This is a genomic window from Paenibacillus lacisediminis, from assembly GCF_046567315.2.
In genome coordinates, this window is record NZ_JBKIAX020000015.1 from 1 (window position 1) to 17,146 (window position 17,146).

Here is a 17,146-nt window from a genome sequence, read left to right on the forward strand (position 1 = left end):
ACTCACCCGTCCGCCGCTAACCATCAGGAGTGCAAGCACTCCATCAGGTCCGCTCGACTTGCATGTATTAGGCACGCCGCCAGCGTTCGTCCTGAGCCAGGATCAAACTCTCCAATAAAGTTGAAACTTTATTCGAAAGAGCGATTAGCTCAATCAGTTACTGACGAGAATTTTAATTCTCATTTAATACTCACTCGTTGTTCAGTTTTCAAAGATCAAACCACTCGCGATGACATTTAATTCGACACAATACCGAACTCAATTTCATCATGTTCCGTCGCCATTTTCGTTTCAGCAGCGACCTTTTTAATATATCACACTGCCCTTCATTAAGTCAAGAAGTTTTTTTGAAAGTTCATTCGGCCATAATGCCGATTTACGCTTCAGAACTTCATTGCCTTTTTAAGGGCGAGATATAATGTATCACAGAATCAATGCAGGAGTCAACCCATAAGTGACAGGAATTATATGGCAACGGCAAACACCCTCTTCAAACCCAATATCGCAATTCGCGATGTTCCCCTTTGCTTTCTTTTTGCGTCTTGGCGGACTCTTTGGCCAATCCCCGATAAACCAACCTTCTGAGCACGAGGGGAAGCTCGTCCTTCATATGAGCAAGTTCGGAAAGCTTCATCAGCTCCTGAATGCTCCAGGCTTCCTTACGGCTGCCTAATATGCGCAAGAGCAACGAACAGCAGCTTTCCATTTTGCTTGTCAAAGAGAATTCGCAAGCCAGCAGAACAAGTTGGATGCGCTGCTCGAGGGTCTCCGAATTATCCGTCAGTTCATCGAATAATTTGTAAACGACAGAATTCAGGGAACGCACCTGTTCCCAAACGCGGCTCTCCGGCAAAATCCCTTGTTCGGTCAATTCGAGCCGGGCAAAATGTTTGAGCGCCTGCAGTACGCTGTAATAGGCATCCAGCAATTCCTGCGCCGCAGTGAGCTTTTTGGCTTCGCTGTACATTTTGAGAAACTTCGCAAACTCTTTCAATTTGCGTTTTTCCCTGATGCGGTCTTCAAACTGATTAATATGTGAACGGAAGGCCGCTAATTCCCCGGCGACGTCCCAAATAATCTCCCCGTGCAAAAAGGATTTGACCAAGTCCCGGTTATCCCCGGCAATGACCCAGTCCTCGATTTCGTTGCAATCGACATGCACAAGCTGATAATGCACATCGCCGCTTAGGCAATGCTCGATCCGGACCGTCCGCTCCTCCAATCCATGATGCACTACCAGGATCAGAAATTCGAAATCATGCAGCAGCGTGTCGTGAGAACTACCGTTATCCTGGCGGTATCCGATCGCTCCGATCGCCTGACGGCCTGCCTTCTCTTCGTCCATTATCGAAAAAATGGTTGGTTCCACGGATAGCCTCCCACCTTGGCGTATTCCTGTCAATTCGTTATAATATAGTTCTACGCCTAGTTAAAGTTTCCTTCTAGCATTTTTTGGCTGGTGAAGGTTTTGGACGGGGAGCGCGCCGGATACAAATTCCGGAGCAATTTATGAGGAATCGAGGTTAGCCCAATGTTTTTTAAATCAAGTAAAATCAATGAATTCCGGCTTTGGGGTTTGCTGCTTACCATGCTTGGTATGGGTTTGATGGTGCTTGGGACTGCGGGAATCGTATTTTGGGGACAATCCGGCAAAATCGTTGCCGGCATCGGCCTGGTCATCGGGTTAATATCCATGCTGGGCAGCCTTGCGGTCTATTTTTGGGCCGGCATGCTATCGACCTCGGCCGTTCAATTGGAATGTCCGGAATGCCATAAACTGACCAAAATGTTGGGGAAAACCGACCGCTGCATGTTCTGCAAAACGATTCTTACCTTTGACCCTACGAAAGCCAACATCACGGCGAATCAACTGGAGCAGCAAGGGCCCGCTACCACGGCCAAGAGTTAAGGCTACACTAAAACATTATAAGAAAAACGCCTGACGGCGTCCTTTAATGGCTCTGACTTCTACTTTGGACGTTACTCTAAAGGACACCAGCGACCTTATTCGCCTATTTCCCGGGTATTTCCCAGCCTAACGGACACAGGCGACCCTATTTCGCTCTAAACCCGTTCATCCAGGACGATTTGAGGTAAATAACGTCATCTGTGTCCGTTACATTTTACAAACTCCCGTTTTTTCAAGAATAACGGCTCTGGTGTCCCTTAGCCCCCGGACTCCTCTTCTCCTCCCTCGGAATTTTATACTTTCAGACTATATTAAGGTCTATAATCTAAAACTAAAAAAAGCGGGTCGCTTTGAGGAGCGATCCGCTTTTTTTGCTATGAACTATTTTATGATTTCACCAAGCACATCCCAGGCGTCATCCGAAGCAAAACTTCGGTTCCAGGCGGCGATGCCCGCCAGATCAAGCGATTTGGCCAGCTCCACGCGCCGGGCCAGAGACGATGCATCCTCCAGCCATATCCGGTGCAGGCCTTCCTTATCGCTGTACTCCACATAATTTTGCCCAGTTTCTTCGGCCAAGCGGGGCTTCAGCTTCTTTTCTGCGATAATTTCCTGGGCCCGCTTCATGCCGATCGCTTTTGAGCTGACCTCCGTTTTGCCGTCCTTTTCGGTTTCCGTCCATATCCGCGTATAGAGCGGAACGCCGAGAATCAGCTTCTCCGGAGGAACTCCGTCCTCCTGCAAAATTCGGGTGGCGGAGGATTCGGCCCACGGGAGCGAAGCGACCGAGCCGGAAACCGGACTGGCTGCCCAATGCTCATCATAAGCCATCAAAATTATATAGTCCACGGCTTCCCCAAGCTTCGCGCGATCCAGAAAAGCCGACCACATCTCGCTGTTCGATTTCGGGGTGACGTCGATCGAGACAATCAGTCCTTGCTCCTCAGCGAGCGGGCGCAGCTCGCGAACGAACTGGTTCAGATTTTCCTTATCCTTCGTATATACGTTTTCATAATCGATATTAATGCCATCCAGATCGTAAATTTTGGCGTATTGCAGCATTTGCAAAATCGTCGTCAGCCGCCGGTCGAAATTCGCCAGCGCTTCCGTCGTCCGATCCGGATCAAAGCTGTTGCTGAACAGCCCCCACACCTGCATCCCTTGGGCATGAGCCCATTTCACATAAGCGATGTCGGCCTTGCTTTGCACATTCCCTTCATTATCCGCCAGCGAAAACCAGGTCGGACTCACCACATTTACGCCCGGCAGCTTACCGATGGCGGCGGGATTAGGCGCGACTTGATAAACGGCTTCCCAGGTCATGCTGATCTTCTTGGACATCCGCTTTTGCTTGTCCGCGGAGAGCTCCAGCTTCAGTTCCGGAACCGTCCTTTTCTCGCCGACAAGCACGTTCTTTTCGGGTACATATCCCGTATAACCGTTGTTCATCTGGACATAATACCAACCATCGGCGGCCGGCTGCAGGATCCGCAGTTCGGTATCCGGCTTCATATCCGCCAGGATCGGCTGGTGAATATTCGGGCCCGTGCGCAGCGACACCTTGGCATCCTTGTCCCGCGATGACGTCTGCACGCTGGCCTGCTGCACGCTCTCCCCGGCTTTGGCCAGCAGGACAACTCCCGATTCCGGGTCTTCCTGCACCTCAGTCCCGTAGATCTCCTCAAGCAGATGGGCCGGCAGGTAAAGAACCCCGTCCTTCTCCTCCGGAGCAAACAGCAGCTCCGTCGGCTTGTTGTTGATTTTGGCGATTTTTTCGTTCGCCTTAAGGAAAACCAACTTCCGCGGCGTGGTCAGTATGACGGATTTCGTCTCCTCCTCATACCGGATATCCGGATCAATAGCCGATTGAATGACGGGAAGCGGCAGTTTCAAACTGTCCCCCTCCCCCAAAGCCGACCCTTTCATCAGTTCCCCGCCGAGAAATACCGGCTTCTCCACCTTCCCGTACCATTCCGGGTTGACATGGTCGCGGTTCGGCAGCAATACGTTTAATGCCCAGTAGATGCCTGCAACCACAATAACGAGTCCTAACCACCATTTCAGCTTGCCGCCGCGTCTTTTTCTGCGATAAGTGTTTCTCCTGCTCCTCAATGCCCTACCTCCGCATACTAGATTTCCCCGCTGCTTGCTAAAAATAAAAACGTGAAGAATTCCCCTGGGAATCCCGCACGTTATCCAACACCCGCAGGTCATTAAACAAATCGCTTATATTAATGCTCCATCCGGCATTCGCTGCAAACGCCATACAGCTCCAGCCGATGTCCCTGGATTTGAAAACCGGTCGCTTCCTCCGCTTTGCGTTCCACATCCTCCAGCGAAGGGTAGCTGAAATCCTTGATTTTGCCGCATCGTTCGCAAATCACATGGTAATGGTCGGATACATCCGCGTCAAAGCGGCTTGAATTGTCGCCATAGGTCAATTCGCGAACCATGCCGGCTTCCATTAACATTTTCAAATTATTATAAACCGTGGCCACACTCATATTCGGAAAACGGGGCTCCAAGGAGCGGTAGATTTCATCCGCAGTAGGATGGCTCAGCGATTCCATAAGATAAGTGAGTATGGCGTGACGCTGCGGCGTAATGCGGACACCGTTATTTTTCAGCTGCTCCAAAGCATGCTGTACGCGCGTTGTCAATAGGTCCACCGCCTTCAAATAAGCTCATTCCAGATCAAGCAACTTTCCAAGAATCTGTAATTTTATTGTACGTTTAGGATAAATCTTTTGTCAACGCAGTATAAACCAGGCCTTCCCGAACAAAAGAACTATTTTGCAAAATCTTCAGTTCCGGTTTACGATCAAATTGCTGTTCCCATCAACTTTCACCCGGTATTTGCCGGTGCCGACGGCCCCTTTAATTTCCTTATCCTCTACGGTAAACGGCATTTCGGTAAAAATATCCCCATATCCGCTGGAACCATCCAAAGTGTAGTCGCCAACCTCCGGAAGATCGAAGCGTATTTCCCCGACCGCGCTGTACACGTCCCAGTCTCCCCCTACCGACGAGGAAGAAATATGCACTTTGCCGTTCAAAGATTCGGCCTGAAGCTCCGCCGGCACGCCGTCCACGCGAATATTCCCGTTTTTCGTGTTCGTTTTGATCGCATCCTGGGCCTCCGTCAGCGTAATATCCCCAACGAGAGTAGACAAGGAAGCTTTTCCGGTAATCCCTCTGCCTTTTACATTGCCTCCCTGGGTATCAACCTGGGCATCGCCGAAAATCCGATACAGCTCAATGTCGCCGTTCAGCGTTTTCGCCGAAACGTCGCCGATGACATCCCACAGCCGCAGATCCCCGTTTCCGGTCTGCAGCTTGACCTGCTTCATGGCCTGAACCCCCGTCAGCGTAATGCCGCCGCTGGAGGTGGAAATATCCAGATCCAAAAAGCGGTTTTCCGGCAGCACGACGGTCAGATCCACACGCGGGTGGCGGCGGCCGCTCTCCCCATACGCCTTGTCTTGCACGGAGAGTCCCAGCGTGCTCCCTTCATTCGCGGCAACGGAGGTCCCGGCGGCGATTTTCCGGGCATCCTCTGTGCCCAACTGGTCCACCCAAACCGTATATTTGATGATGACATTTTCAATGCTCGCTTTTTTCACTTCGATGTCCCCGTTGATTCCGTCGATCGCGATTTTGCCGGTATCCAGATCGATCGGGATTTCGAGCTCCGGCTTTTCGACCCGGTAGCCCTCCTGCGCGCTGAATTCCGTCCCGGCCGCCGTCAAATCGAGGCTTACCCGGTTCCAAAGATGCATATAGTGATCTTGCTGGGTCACGGCAAACACGGAAAAAGCGGCAAATATAGAGAGCAAAAGCCCCTGAGCATCCACCCGCAGCAGGCGCTTCGGACGGAGCTTTTTTCTAACGTTCCAAATCAGCGCCAAAATATGCTCGAGTCCCCAAAACACGAACAGGATCGGCCACCACTTGCGCAGAAGCAGCATATCGTCCATGCCGGTATACTTGTCGATCAGCAAAAGAACGGCAACCGACAAAAGCAGCATCGCAGCCGTCAAGCGCCCCGAACGCCAATAACGGCGCCGTCCTTCGCGGATCACCATGATCAGCGCCGTCATGATCAAAGCGGCTGCCACGATGTACTCCGCGCCGATTTGAATCAACTCCTGCAGCCAAAGCGGCTTTTGCCGGAGCAGAAACATCAGGACGCCACCGCCTGCCAGCAGGATGCTAGCGCGAATCCCCTGGACCAGTCCAGAGTCCGGATTCCGGCCTGCTTCCGCCGATCGCTCCTCCTCGTCCGCTTCCGGCTCTTTTCTTAAACGGGCGTTCAGCACATCGGTGGATTGAAGCACGTCATAAATGCTGTAGAAATAAGCTGCAGGAATCAGCAGCCCCAATAGCACGAGCAGCGGAACGTTAATCGCCATCCGCACGGTTGAAAAATAAATCAGCGCGGACGCGTCGATAAGCACAAAATAAATAAACGCGATGGCCCGGAAAAACAGGCGCAAATACAAATGGCCCAAACCCGGAAACAGGGCGGACAGCAAACAGGCAATCGTTTTGCGTTTACGCCGCCGCGGCTTGTAGCCCTTCGTCCGTTCACGCCCGGCCGGCGGCTGCATCGGCATCATATCCGGCATCATCTCTCCCCTCCCCTTTCTATGAGCCTGTCATATCCGTTCGGGAGTTTCTCTATCTTTTTATAATAACCGATATCGCCTTTTCCTGTAACATGGAATGAACTGGGCCGAAAAGAAAAAGCGCAAGTGCCAGAAGCCCTAAACTCCTGCCACCCGCGCTTTTACGAGGTGCCGGCAATCTCTTGCCAAGGGATATTCATGTTCCGGGAGCGCCTATCTTTCCAAACGGAACAACGTTAGCTCCACACCGGCGGCGGAGCTAACCGTTTCCGCCGGCACAAAGCCGCTGCGGCGGTATAAAGCGACCGCTGCGGCGTTTTGCGTGCTGGCGGCTACCGTAAACCGCCCTGCTTCCGGATGGTTGTCCAGGACGTACTGCACCAAGGAGGAGCCAATGCCCCGCCGCAAGCGTTCGGGATGCACCATCAGGCGGGTAATGTTCAAAACACCGGGAGCTTCACTGCGAACGGCGACGGCCCCCAACAGCTCACCGTCCTCTGACAGCACGCCGTAAAAGACATCCCCGCTGCTCCGGATCGAATCGAACGTATCCGGCAGGGGCGGAGCCTCCGTGAGCCCTACAGCTCTGGCCTCGAGCCTGTAGGCTTGATGCTGCAAACTCCAGATTTGCTCCACGATATCGGCATCCTCCAGCGGCAATCTCGCGATCATCGAATTCCCCCTTGGCCTTGCGGCGTACTGGATTGCAGCTTGCTTTGCTCGCCGCTGGCCGCCCGCAATCCGGCTTGCTTATCCTTTCAGCGCTTCCACCAGCAGCTTGTTGACAAGCCCCGGGTTCGCTTTTCCTTTGCTTTGCTTCATCACCTGGCCGACCAGGAAGCCGATCGCCTTCTCCTTGCCTGCCTTATAGTCTTCGACAGAAGCCGGGTTGCCGGCGATAACTTCGTCCACAATCGCCTTGATCGCGCCTTCGTCGCTGATTTGCACGAGACCTTGCTCCTCGACGATTTGCTGCGGCAGCTTGCCGCTTTGCAGCATTTCCTTGAACACGGTTTTGGCGATTTTCGAGCTGATTGTGCCTTTTTCCAGCAGCCCGATCATTTCGCCAAGCCCCTGCCCCGTCAATTTCACGTCCGTCAGCTCCAGGCCGTTGGTGTTCAAATAGCCGAGCAAATCGCCCATGATCCAGTTGGATACCGCTTTGGCGTCCTTCGTATATTCCAAGCTGTTCTCGAACAGATCGGCCAGCGCTTTGGAAGACGTAATCACGCCGGCGTCATATTCCGGCAGCCCGTATTCCGCAGTGTACCGCGCCTTCCGCGCATCGGGCAGCTCCGGAATCGACGCCCGGATCCGCTCCTTCCAGGCTTGATCGATATGCAAAGTGACGAGATCCGGGTCCGGGAAATAACGGTAGTCATGCGCTTCCTCTTTGCCGCGCATCGAGAACGTCTTGCCTTGGGACTCGTCCCAGCGGCGCGTCTCCTGCACGACTTCCCCACCCTCGTCCAAAATCTCCGCCTGGCGAAGCTGCTCGTATTCCAGCCCGCGGACCACGCCGCGGAACGAGTTCATGTTTTTAAGCTCGGCCCGGGTGCCGAATTCTTTCTGTCCGTGCGGACGCAAGCTGATGTTGGCGTCGCAGCGCATCGAGCCTTCTTCCATCTTCACGTCGGACACTTCGCAATACAGCATGATCGCCCGCAGTTTCTCCAGATAAGCTCTGGCTTCCTCCGGCGAAGAGATGTCCGGCTCGGACACGATTTCAACCAGCGGCGTGCCGACCCGGTTAAAATCGACCAGCGAGGCGAACCCGCCATCGACGTGCGTCAGCTTGCCGGCATCCTCCTCCAAATGCAGACGGGTAATGCCGATCCGTTTCGTCCGCCCGTCCACCTCGATATCGATATATCCGTTCAAGCCGATCGGCTGATCGTATTGCGAAATTTGGTATGCTTTCGGCGAATCGGGATAGAAGTAATTTTTCCTGTCGAATTTGCTCACATCGCCGATTTCGCAGTTCAGCGCCATCGCCGCCTTCATCGCGTAATCGACGGCCTGGCGGTTCAGCACGGGCAAAACGCCGGGATGCCCAAGACATACCGGGCAGGTATGCGTGTTCGGCGGAGCGCCGAACTCGGTGGAACAGCCGCAGAAAATTTTCGTTTTCGTGTGCAGCTCCACGTGCACTTCCAGCCCAACCACCGTTTCATAATTGGATATTGACATGGCCTGTCCTCCTGCAAACTTTAAATTGATTCAATGGGATCTTACAACACCGGACGCTTCAGATGATGATCCGTATTCGCTTCGAACGCGTGCGCCACACGCAGGATCGTGCTCTCGTCAAAAGGCTTGCCGATGATCTGCAAGCCGACCGGCATTCCCTCGGCAAAACCGCACGGCACGCTCAGCGCAGGAACGCCGGCCAAGCTGACCGGAATCGTCAAAATGTCGTTCAAATACATCGTCAGCGGATCGTCGACTTGAGAGCCCAGCGGGAAGGCCGTCGTCGGCGCCGTCGGGCCGATAATGACGTCGTATTTCGCAAAGGTCTGATCGAAGTCCTGCTTGATCAACGTTCTGACCTTCTGGGCCTTCAGGTAATAGGCGTCATAATAGCCTGAGCTGAGCGCGTAAGTGCCCAGCATAATGCGGCGCTTCACTTCCGGACCAAAGCCCTGGCTGCGCGAGTCGTAATAGAGATCAAGCAGGCTGCCGGCATGATCCGCGCGCACACCGTAACGGACGCCGTCAAACCGCGACAGGTTGGACGACGCTTCGGAGGACGCGAGCAGGTAGTAAGCCGCTACGGCGTATTCGGTATGCGGCAGCGAAACTTCTTCCCATTTGGCGCCAAGGCTTTCCAGCACGCGCAAAGCTTCCAGCACCGCGGCTTTGACCTGCGGGTCGATACCTTCCAGGTATTCCTTCGGCACGGCGATTTTCAGCCCGGAAATTTCCCCGGTCAACGCCGACAGGTAATCCGGAACCTCAACATCCGCCGAAGTGGAGTCCTTGGGGTCGTGTCCGGCGATCGCTTGCAGCACGTAAGCGGAATCCTCGATATTTTTCGTAATGGGGCCGATTTGATCCAGCGAAGAAGCGAACGCCACCAGCCCGTATCGTGATACGCGGCCGTAAGTCGGCTTCAGGCCAACGACACCGCAGTACGAAGCCGGCTGACGGATCGAACCGCCGGTATCGGAACCGAGCGCAAAAAACGCTTCCCCGGCCGCTACCGCCGCCGCCGATCCGCCGCTCGAACCGCCGGGAACGCGGCTTAAATCCCACGGATTGCGGACAGGATGAAAGCTGGAGTTCTCGTTCGATCCGCCCATGGCGAATTCGTCCATGTTCAGTTTGCCGATCGTCACCGCTTCCGCTTGCTTCAGCTTCGTCACGGCCGTTGCATCGTAAATCGGGTTATAGTTTTTCAAAAACTGACTGCCGCAGGTTGTAAGCAGCCCTTCCGTCACCATATTGTCCTTGATGCCGATCGGCAAACCGAACAGCAACCCCCATTGCTCTCCCGAAGCCAGCTTATCGTCAAGCCGCGAAGCCTCGGCCCGGGCTCCTTCTTCATTCAGCGTCAAAAACGCCCCGATCTTCTCATCGCGCTCACGAATTTTGGCGAAAGCTTCGCCGACCAGATCGGATACAGACAGCTCCTTGTTATGCAGTTGATTATGTATCTCCTGCAAACGCAAATCAAACAGCGCCAAACTTGTTTCCTCCTTCAATTTTCACGTTTTACCTAAATGTCAGCCCGAACGAATGCTAGTCCGAGTGCGGTGTCTATTCCTATTCCTATTCCAGCACGGCCGGAACCTTGAACTGCCCGTCCTCTTCGTCCGGCGCGTTAAGGAATACTTTTTCCGGAGGCAGGCTATCTTTGACCACATCCTCCCGCATGACATTGCTGAGATGCAGCACATGTGTCGTCGGCTCGATTTGATCGGTGTCCAGCTCATTTAACTTTTCGGCATATTGTAAAATAGCGTTCAATTGTTCCGTGAACATTTCCCGCTCCTCGTCGGTCAAATGCAAGCGGGCCAGCTTGGCCACATGTTCAACGTCTTTCATCTGGATACTCACTTTGTTGCCCTCCTTTATTCAAGCCAGGAAAACCTGATTGCTCCATTCTACCATGTCCATACAATTGATTTAAATTATATTGTAGAATCACAGTCAATTCAATCCGTTAGCCGCATACGCTACTACCAGCGTCACTGCAGGCGTAAAACAGAAAAAGAGCCGGCAACGCCGACTCTTTATATCCATGCCCGCAAATTCACCTGTTTGATGAATTCCGCCTGGGACATTACTTCCTTTGTTGATTCGTTTTGCTCGCCTGTATCGCTGCTTTCGCCGTTCATAATTTGCCGGAAAAGCTTCTCGTTATGTGTAGCCAAAGCGTAATCGATCAATGCTTCCTGAGTTCTTCGCTCTACTTCCTGCTCAATCAGCCGTTCTTCGGATTCCACATCGCTCTGCGGAACGAAATAATTCCGTCCTGTCTTAGGAGACCTGATGACATAGTCAAAAGCGTTATCCGGATTGCGGTCATAAGCAATTACGAAGCCATATTCCCCAACAGGAAGATTCTGCTCAAAGGCATCGCCGACGATCACAATTTTCTCTCCCAAATGAAGCATCGTCTACCTCCCTGATTCATTCAATAATAAGTTATTTTATTATCCTACTAAAAAAATGAAAGATAGGCAACCTCACAGCCTGCTACTCTACTTTCATCCGCTTGATATCTTCATCCATGGACGACAGCAAGGTTTCCAGATTCGCCCCCGACTTAAATTGCACCGTCAGCTCCAGCTCGATTTCCTCATCCCGGCGCTCCGCCTCAAAGCTGAGCACGGAAATATGCAGCTCCTCCAGCCGGTCCAGAAAACGGTCGATGATCCCTTCCTCCCGCTTCAGCACAAGGGTAACCGTATCGGTCTTGGGTGAGGTCAGCCAGCTATACCGGCCGTGCAGGATGATTTGCCCAAGCAGCAGGAGGAGCGTTACAGCGATCCCGATAAAATACATCCCCGCTCCGACCGCCATGCCGATTCCCGCCGTCGCCCAAATGCCCGCCGCCGTGGTTAAACCTTTGACCGTATGCTTCTGCATAAATATCATGCCGGCGCCAAGAAAACCGACCCCGCTGACGACGCCGGCCGCGACCCGCGACGGGTCCAGCGACAGATTCTCCCAGCCGATCTGATCCTGAAAGCCGTATTTCGAAATAATGATCATCAGGGCCGCTCCGGCTGCAACGACATAGTGCGTCCGCACGCCCGCCTCCTTCATGCGGTTCTTGCGTTCGAACCCGATCAGGACACCGCATATCCCTGCGATCAGGACGCGCAATAACAGCTCGATATCCACATTAGAGGTCCTCCGGTTTGCAGTCTTTTATCCTTATTTTAGCAAATTCGAACCGGCAAAAGAAAGCGGTGAACATAAGGATTGGCAAAAAAACACAAAAAAGAACGCAAACCGGGACAATTCCACAGCTTGCGTGCTTCGCAAAAGTTACAATGTTTTAATTAAATACATCCTACCAAAGCTATGTACTTTTGTCCACTATTTTTGCACTTTTTCGGGGAACTTGTTGCAATTTCGTTTTAGGTGCACGGGAAAGCTAAGAATTCCGCACAACCGGCGTTGATCCGACATCGTTTTTTTGAAGTTTAGAGAATTTATACTCAACTTTCGCAGCCACATTCTACCGGTGAAGCTGACAATGAAAGCCGCATTTATCGTATTTCTGGGGAAGAGGGACGGCCCGATGGGATCAACTGCAAAAGTGCATTCTATTATCCGTAAATTGTCATTTTAGAGCAGTTGAAATGCAAAAGTGCATCTCTTTTGAGACTATCCGATAAAAAAGCAGTTTTTGGCCGGAAACGAACTGCACTTTTACCTTTGAACCACCGTTTTAGAGGAGTTTCGACAAAAACCGCCTGCACTTTTGCCTTTCGTGGGATTCCCCTCCTCTACCTAGCGGTACAAGTCCGCATTTCAGCGCTGTTAAATCCATGCGCAACCAGCTTTTAAATTCGTTTTCGTTCTGCGACAGTTGAGTTATAAGTCTTCAGCGGAGCTGACAATTACTATATCATGGTGAAAAACTACCGCTAAACGCGGTCTGTCTTCCTGAGAATACGTCGATAGACGTTTTTCTGACACGGTTTCAGGAAACGTAAGGGTTGTTGGCCCGTTCAAAACCGATGGTCGTTTTGAGGCCATGCCCCGGGTAAACCTTAACCTCATCCGGCATCCGGAACAGCTTGCCGCGGATCGAATTGTACAAATCCGCTTCCCGGCCGCCCGGCAAATCGGTTCGCCCGACGCTTAAACGGAACAGCACGTCGCCGGAAAACAACTCGTCCCCGCACAAAAAACTAACGCTGCCGGGAGAATGTCCCGGCGTATGATAGACGGTAAATTCGTGCCCGATCAACCGGAGTTTCTGCGCCTCGGCCAGATCGTATTCGGCCGGATCGGTCGAGAGCGGCGGCGACACCTCCGGCCACATAAGCGAACCGTTCAGCTTCGGCGTGGTCAGCCATTCGCTCTCGAGCGGGTGGACGTACACCGGGCATTTTTTCAGCTTGCGGATTTCGTCGACCCCACCGATATGGTCAAAATGCGCGTGCGTCAGCAGAATCGCTTCGATCTCCAGCCCTTCGATGCGGCGCAGCAGCGGGCCCGGGTTCATGCCCGGGTCGATCACGATCGCCCGCTTCTCATCGTCGCCCCGGACCAGGTAAGCGTTCGTTTGCAACGGCCCCAACATAAATGTTTCTATTTTCAGCATACCTTCAGCCTTCTTCCTTTGTTCTCGGTTATTTCGCTGCTTTTTTCTTGTTGCTGAACATTTTAACGACCACATACACGATCAGCAAGGCCAAAGCGCCTAGCAGAATCGGCATGATGTAAGGACCCGCCTTCTCATCGACATGCTGCCATTGTTCGCCGAGCAGCATCCCCAAATACACGAACAGGATCGACCAGGGAATCACCGCCAGCGTGGTCAGCAGCAAAAACTTGCCGACGGGCATTTTGGCCATCCCGGCCGGTATCGAAATCGCATGCCGCGCCACCGGGATAAACCGGGCGGTAAAAATGACGCCTGACCCGTATTTCAAAAACCAGGCTTCCGACACGTCGATATGTTTTTTCTTAATCAAAATGTACTTCCCGTACTTTTCCAAAATCGGTCTGCCGCCATAACGGCCGATCCAGTAAATGAACAACTGGGCGATAACGCCGCCGACAACGCCGAAAAACACTGCCCCCACGAAATTAATGCTGCCCAAATACACCAAATAACCGCCGTAAGCCAGCACGATTTCGCTGGGAATAATCTCGATCATCAGACCGAGCATAATGCCGAAATACCCCAATTGCTGAACCCAATCCAATAATGTGCTAATTAGATTTGATATCCATTCCACCGTTTCGTCCTCTTTCCTCGTTGCTTCTTGTTTTCTTGCCCGCCCTGCAAAAATATCCCTATGATCAAAGTCTATTCTATCACAGCGGGGGACATGCATTCTACTTCGGCTTAGGCCTAAACGAACTCTAGCGGGAGCGGACGCATATGTTGGTGAAAAAGGAGGCCTCGCAATATGGCAGGCAACTTCTCCGCAAAACATCAGGAGTCACTCCCAAGCCCGCGCAAAATCCGCCGGAGCTGCAGCAATGAGCTGTACCGCGCCATTAAAAGGCTTGGCGTATATATTCCCGAAAACCTGGTTCGGGAGGGCGAAACGCTGTATTACAAAAAAGTGATCGGCAACCTGCTTTGGATCCACGAAAACCACAGCAACCGGAAAGTGCTCGCCGACTGGTGGGATCAGGAAGTCAGCGGCGAGCTGGCGGAGCTATGGCAGATCGACCGTGAAAAGCTGGCGGCGGCGTTCCGGGCGGCTTTTGGGGGTTGAGAGAAGCGAGGGTGGAGTATTCCGGGCGCCTGGACATGATCGGGACATAGTCGGGACATTCGATGGTGGGAGCATCCGGTGGTTTGGGCTAATTCAGCCGCGCCTGGGATGAAGCGGCGGAATCGGCCATTTGCCGCATCGCTTCGCCCAGGATGACGGCTTCGGCGGTCAAGCGGAATCGCCGGTCGTTTCGCCGCACAGACGTTTTGACCGAGTCAGCCAGTTCGGCGTATCGGGCGTAGATCCGCGCCCCCGCCGCAGCGGCCGCCTTGGCCTGCCGTGGCCGCCCCTGCTCCGACAGGCGCCGGGCCAGCTGCTCCAAACCGCGCAGGGCGGCGGTTTGGGTATGAGGATCGAACCGGTCCAGTTCAAGCGCCCGGTTCATGGCAGGGGCGGCGCCAAGGTCCGTCTGGCAGGCCAAAGCGTCGCCGAGCGCCAACCATAAAGCGGGGTTGGCCGCATCGTAAGCGAGCCCGGAGCGCAGGATGGCCGCCGCTTCGGGAGGAGCGGACAAGCCGGCCAGCGCCAGCCGCGCCGATGTCCGGTACGGCCAATAGGCCAGCGACCGTTCAAGCAGGGCGGCTTGGTGGTTTTGCGCTGCATTCGCATAACCCGCAGAGGAAACGGAGACAGAGGTCCCGAAAAAGCCGGCGTTATTTTGCACGTTTGCCGCAGTTTGTGAATGCATTGGCGCAGCGGGGGAGATCAGGCTCGCCGTTTCCTGCAAGGACAAGGCTGACCGGTACAAGCGAAGACTTTCGGCCTGTAGAAAGCCGGCTGCACTTACCGCTAGCAGCAGTACACTGAGCAAAACACCAAAAACGGGACGAATGAACCGCAGCAAATTGTTCGCAGTTCGCGCGTTCCATATCATATCCGCCCTGCGCTTGTTCCTGGGCACGTTGGCGTGTACTTCTAAAGTCCGGTTCCTTCCCGAAGCATCAGTCTGCTTAACGGTCATGTGCTCCTCCCGGGACTTCGTTTGGGCTGCATCTTCTGCACCCGTCATGCCGATCATCCCGATGATGAGCAGCCAAATGATGCCGTAGCTCATATCAAAGTCGATGGCGCTATGCAGGAGCAGCGCCGCAAAGGGCGGGAGCAGGGGGCTTCTCGCCCGGAACAGGCGGACGGCGGCGGCGCCAAGCCAAAGCAGCATGACGGCGAGGCCCAGCAAGCCAAGATCAAGGGCGATGTCCAGGTAGCCGCTGTGCACTTCATTGCCGACGTAAGGATGGCTTTGCACGCTGCGGAACGCCTGGCGCCAGGCATCGCCGCCCTGGCCGAGCCACGGCGACTGCCGCAGCAGCTGCACGGCGTCGCCGTACATCGCGGCACGGGCGAACCACGTTTCCGGGCGGAACAGCCGCCCCGGGAAACCGGCGGACGCCAGCGCCGCAAGCGGTGCCGCGAGCAGCAGCGCGGCTCCGCCGCAGGCGGCGCGGCGCAGGGCCGCGGCCCGGGGCGGGGGCGGCGCCTGCGGGGCGTGAGCGCCGGGGCGGCCGCGCAGGGCGCGAAGCAGCGCGCGCCAGGGCGGCGTGCGCCGACGCTGGCCGCGCATAGCAGCGCCCAGGCCGCCGGCCCCGCTGCGGCGCGGCTCTGCGCCGGGGCTGTGCCCTGCGGCGCCCACGCTGGCGAGGCTGCGCGCCTCTCGCCAGCGGGCGGCCCGCCCCGCCAGCAGCAGCGCCGCCGCCAGCACCGCGGCCAGCGCCAGCAGCCCCGGCAGCGGCGCTGGAGCCAGCTGCGCGGCGGCGAGTTGGCGGGCGAGCACGGCTCCGGCGGCGGCGATAACGCCGCTGTGGAGCACGTAGCGGCGCCGTGCGGGCCCGCGCAGCAGGGCGCAACCCGCCGCCCAGCCGGCCAGCCCGGCCGCATAGGCCCCGCGCGACTCGCTGAGCAGCAGGCAGAGCGCGTAAAGCAGCGCCCAAGCGGCCGCCCCATATCCGCGCCAGCGGCGCTCCCGGCGGAAATCCGCCGCGCTCCAGCCGGCCAGCCTGACCAGGCGCTCCAACAGAAAAGCGGCCATGACCGCGCCGTAAGTGTTCGGATATTGCAGCAAACCGCCGAGTCTCGCTCCCGCTGCGGCAATCTCCCGGTCGGCGGTCCGCAAAACAGCTCCCGGCAGCGGCAGCAAGCCGTATACGGCTGCCAATCCCGTTACGGCCAACAGCCCCCCAATCGCCAGCCAGCCTGTTTCCAGCAAGCGCCTGCTGCCCTTCTCTCCCGCCGCCAAGTAGACAGCAACGCCTACGACGCCGTAAAAAGCCCAGCTTAACACGGCCTCGAACGTTGCCTGAACCGATAAGGCATTGGCGGCAAGCAAGGTTAATCCGTACAGGGCGGTCAGGACAAACGGGCCAGCCAGCAGCCAGCCATCCCATCGTCTTTCGGAGAACAAATGATGCCATTCCGTTTTTTTCCATCTTAAAGCCCAAGCCCCCGCCGCCGCGGCCGATACGGCCAGCCATCCCGAAACGAGCAGCAGAGCGGCTGCCGTATCCATAAAAAACAACCCGTTTAACCCGCACAGCACCAGCCCCGTCCCGCAAACCGCGACCGCCGGTCCATATAACCCGAATCTGCTCATTCTAATTCTCCCCCCTTTTAACGCACTTTCAATACGTGTTTCCGTACGGCATTCATCATCCATGTCCATACCAACAGTCATTGTCCGATCCGTTGAAACGTATTCT

Annotated in this window: 15 protein-coding genes and 1 rRNA gene; 2 read left to right on the forward strand and 14 right to left on the reverse strand. The window is 54.9% G+C overall.

What is annotated here, in order from left to right; all coding sequences use genetic code 11:
• Both ACLD72_RS23675 and ACLD72_RS23680 read right to left on the reverse strand, forming a co-directional pair.
• Positions 1 to 118, reverse strand: a 16S ribosomal RNA gene (locus ACLD72_RS23675); the annotation flags it as partial.
• Positions 119 to 490: 372 nt separating this feature from the next.
• Positions 491 to 1,369: a nucleotidyltransferase-like protein gene (locus ACLD72_RS23680; protein ID WP_411003902.1), complete on the reverse strand. Its 879-nt coding sequence runs from the start codon at positions 1,367 to 1,369 to the stop codon at positions 491 to 493.
• 162 nt (positions 1,370 to 1,531) lie between these two features.
• On the opposite strand from ACLD72_RS23680, the gene ACLD72_RS23685 reads away from it, so the two are divergent.
• On the forward strand, positions 1,532 to 1,909 hold the full coding sequence (locus ACLD72_RS23685; RefSeq protein ID WP_411003901.1) for a DUF2614 family zinc ribbon-containing protein: 378 nt from the start codon (positions 1,532 to 1,534) through the stop codon (positions 1,907 to 1,909).
• Positions 1,910 to 2,290: 381 nt separating this feature from the next.
• On the opposite strand, the gene ACLD72_RS23690 is transcribed toward ACLD72_RS23685, so the two are convergent.
• From ACLD72_RS23690 to ACLD72_RS23740, 11 genes are all read right to left on the reverse strand, one after another.
• The gene (locus tag ACLD72_RS23690; protein ID WP_411003900.1) at positions 2,291 to 4,021 is read right to left on the reverse strand and encodes a glycosyl hydrolase family 18 protein; all 1,731 of its coding nucleotides are present in this window, start codon (positions 4,019 to 4,021) and stop codon (positions 2,291 to 2,293) included.
• A 119-nt stretch (positions 4,022 to 4,140) separates the two neighbouring features.
• A complete protein-coding gene (perR, locus tag ACLD72_RS23695; protein ID WP_411003899.1) occupies positions 4,141 to 4,569 on the reverse strand; it encodes a peroxide-responsive transcriptional repressor PerR in 429 nt (142 codons plus the stop codon).
• 144 nt (positions 4,570 to 4,713) lie between these two features.
• Positions 4,714 to 6,537, reverse strand: a complete 1,824-nt coding sequence (locus tag ACLD72_RS23700; protein WP_458476181.1) for a DUF4097 family beta strand repeat-containing protein — start codon at positions 6,535 to 6,537, stop codon at positions 4,714 to 4,716.
• 213 nt (positions 6,538 to 6,750) lie between these two features.
• Positions 6,751 to 7,209, reverse strand: a complete 459-nt coding sequence (locus ACLD72_RS23705) for a GNAT family N-acetyltransferase (protein ID WP_411003897.1) — start codon at positions 7,207 to 7,209, stop codon at positions 6,751 to 6,753.
• 78 nt (positions 7,210 to 7,287) lie between these two features.
• Positions 7,288 to 8,727 (reverse strand): Asp-tRNA(Asn)/Glu-tRNA(Gln) amidotransferase subunit GatB, encoded by a 1,440-nt coding sequence (gene gatB, locus ACLD72_RS23710; RefSeq protein WP_411003896.1) that lies wholly within the window; start codon positions 8,725 to 8,727, stop codon positions 7,288 to 7,290.
• 41 nt (positions 8,728 to 8,768) lie between these two features.
• Positions 8,769 to 10,223 (reverse strand): Asp-tRNA(Asn)/Glu-tRNA(Gln) amidotransferase subunit GatA, encoded by a 1,455-nt coding sequence (gatA, locus tag ACLD72_RS23715; RefSeq protein ID WP_411003895.1) that lies wholly within the window; start codon positions 10,221 to 10,223, stop codon positions 8,769 to 8,771.
• 85 nt (positions 10,224 to 10,308) lie between these two features.
• Positions 10,309 to 10,596: an Asp-tRNA(Asn)/Glu-tRNA(Gln) amidotransferase subunit GatC gene (gatC, locus tag ACLD72_RS23720; RefSeq protein ID WP_411003894.1), complete on the reverse strand. Its 288-nt coding sequence runs from the start codon at positions 10,594 to 10,596 to the stop codon at positions 10,309 to 10,311.
• Positions 10,597 to 10,772: 176 nt separating this feature from the next.
• Positions 10,773 to 11,156, reverse strand: coding sequence for an ATPase (locus tag ACLD72_RS23725; protein ID WP_411003893.1), 384 nt, complete (start codon positions 11,154 to 11,156; stop codon positions 10,773 to 10,775).
• 82 nt (positions 11,157 to 11,238) lie between these two features.
• Positions 11,239 to 11,889 carry an MgtC/SapB family protein gene (locus tag ACLD72_RS23730; RefSeq protein ID WP_411003892.1) on the reverse strand — a complete coding sequence of 217 codons (651 nt, stop codon included), beginning with the start codon at positions 11,887 to 11,889 and terminating at the stop codon, positions 11,239 to 11,241.
• Between the two features lie 808 nt (positions 11,890 to 12,697).
• Entirely contained in the window at positions 12,698 to 13,324 is a 627-nt protein-coding gene (locus ACLD72_RS23735; RefSeq protein WP_411003903.1) for an MBL fold metallo-hydrolase, read from the reverse strand.
• 28 nt (positions 13,325 to 13,352) lie between these two features.
• Positions 13,353 to 13,964, reverse strand: coding sequence for an undecaprenyl phosphate transporter UptA (locus ACLD72_RS23740; RefSeq protein ID WP_411003891.1), 612 nt, complete (start codon positions 13,962 to 13,964; stop codon positions 13,353 to 13,355).
• Between the two features lie 174 nt (positions 13,965 to 14,138).
• Here ACLD72_RS23740 and ACLD72_RS23745 point away from each other — a divergent pair, with 174 nt between their 5' ends.
• Positions 14,139 to 14,453: a dehydrogenase gene (locus ACLD72_RS23745; protein WP_128629921.1), complete on the forward strand. Its 315-nt coding sequence runs from the start codon at positions 14,139 to 14,141 to the stop codon at positions 14,451 to 14,453.
• Between the two features lie 88 nt (positions 14,454 to 14,541).
• Here ACLD72_RS23745 and ACLD72_RS23750 read toward each other — a convergent pair whose 3' ends face one another.
• A complete protein-coding gene (locus tag ACLD72_RS23750; protein ID WP_458476182.1) occupies positions 14,542 to 17,040 on the reverse strand; it encodes an O-antigen ligase family protein in 2,499 nt (832 codons plus the stop codon).
• Positions 17,041 to 17,146 lie beyond the last annotated feature (106 nt).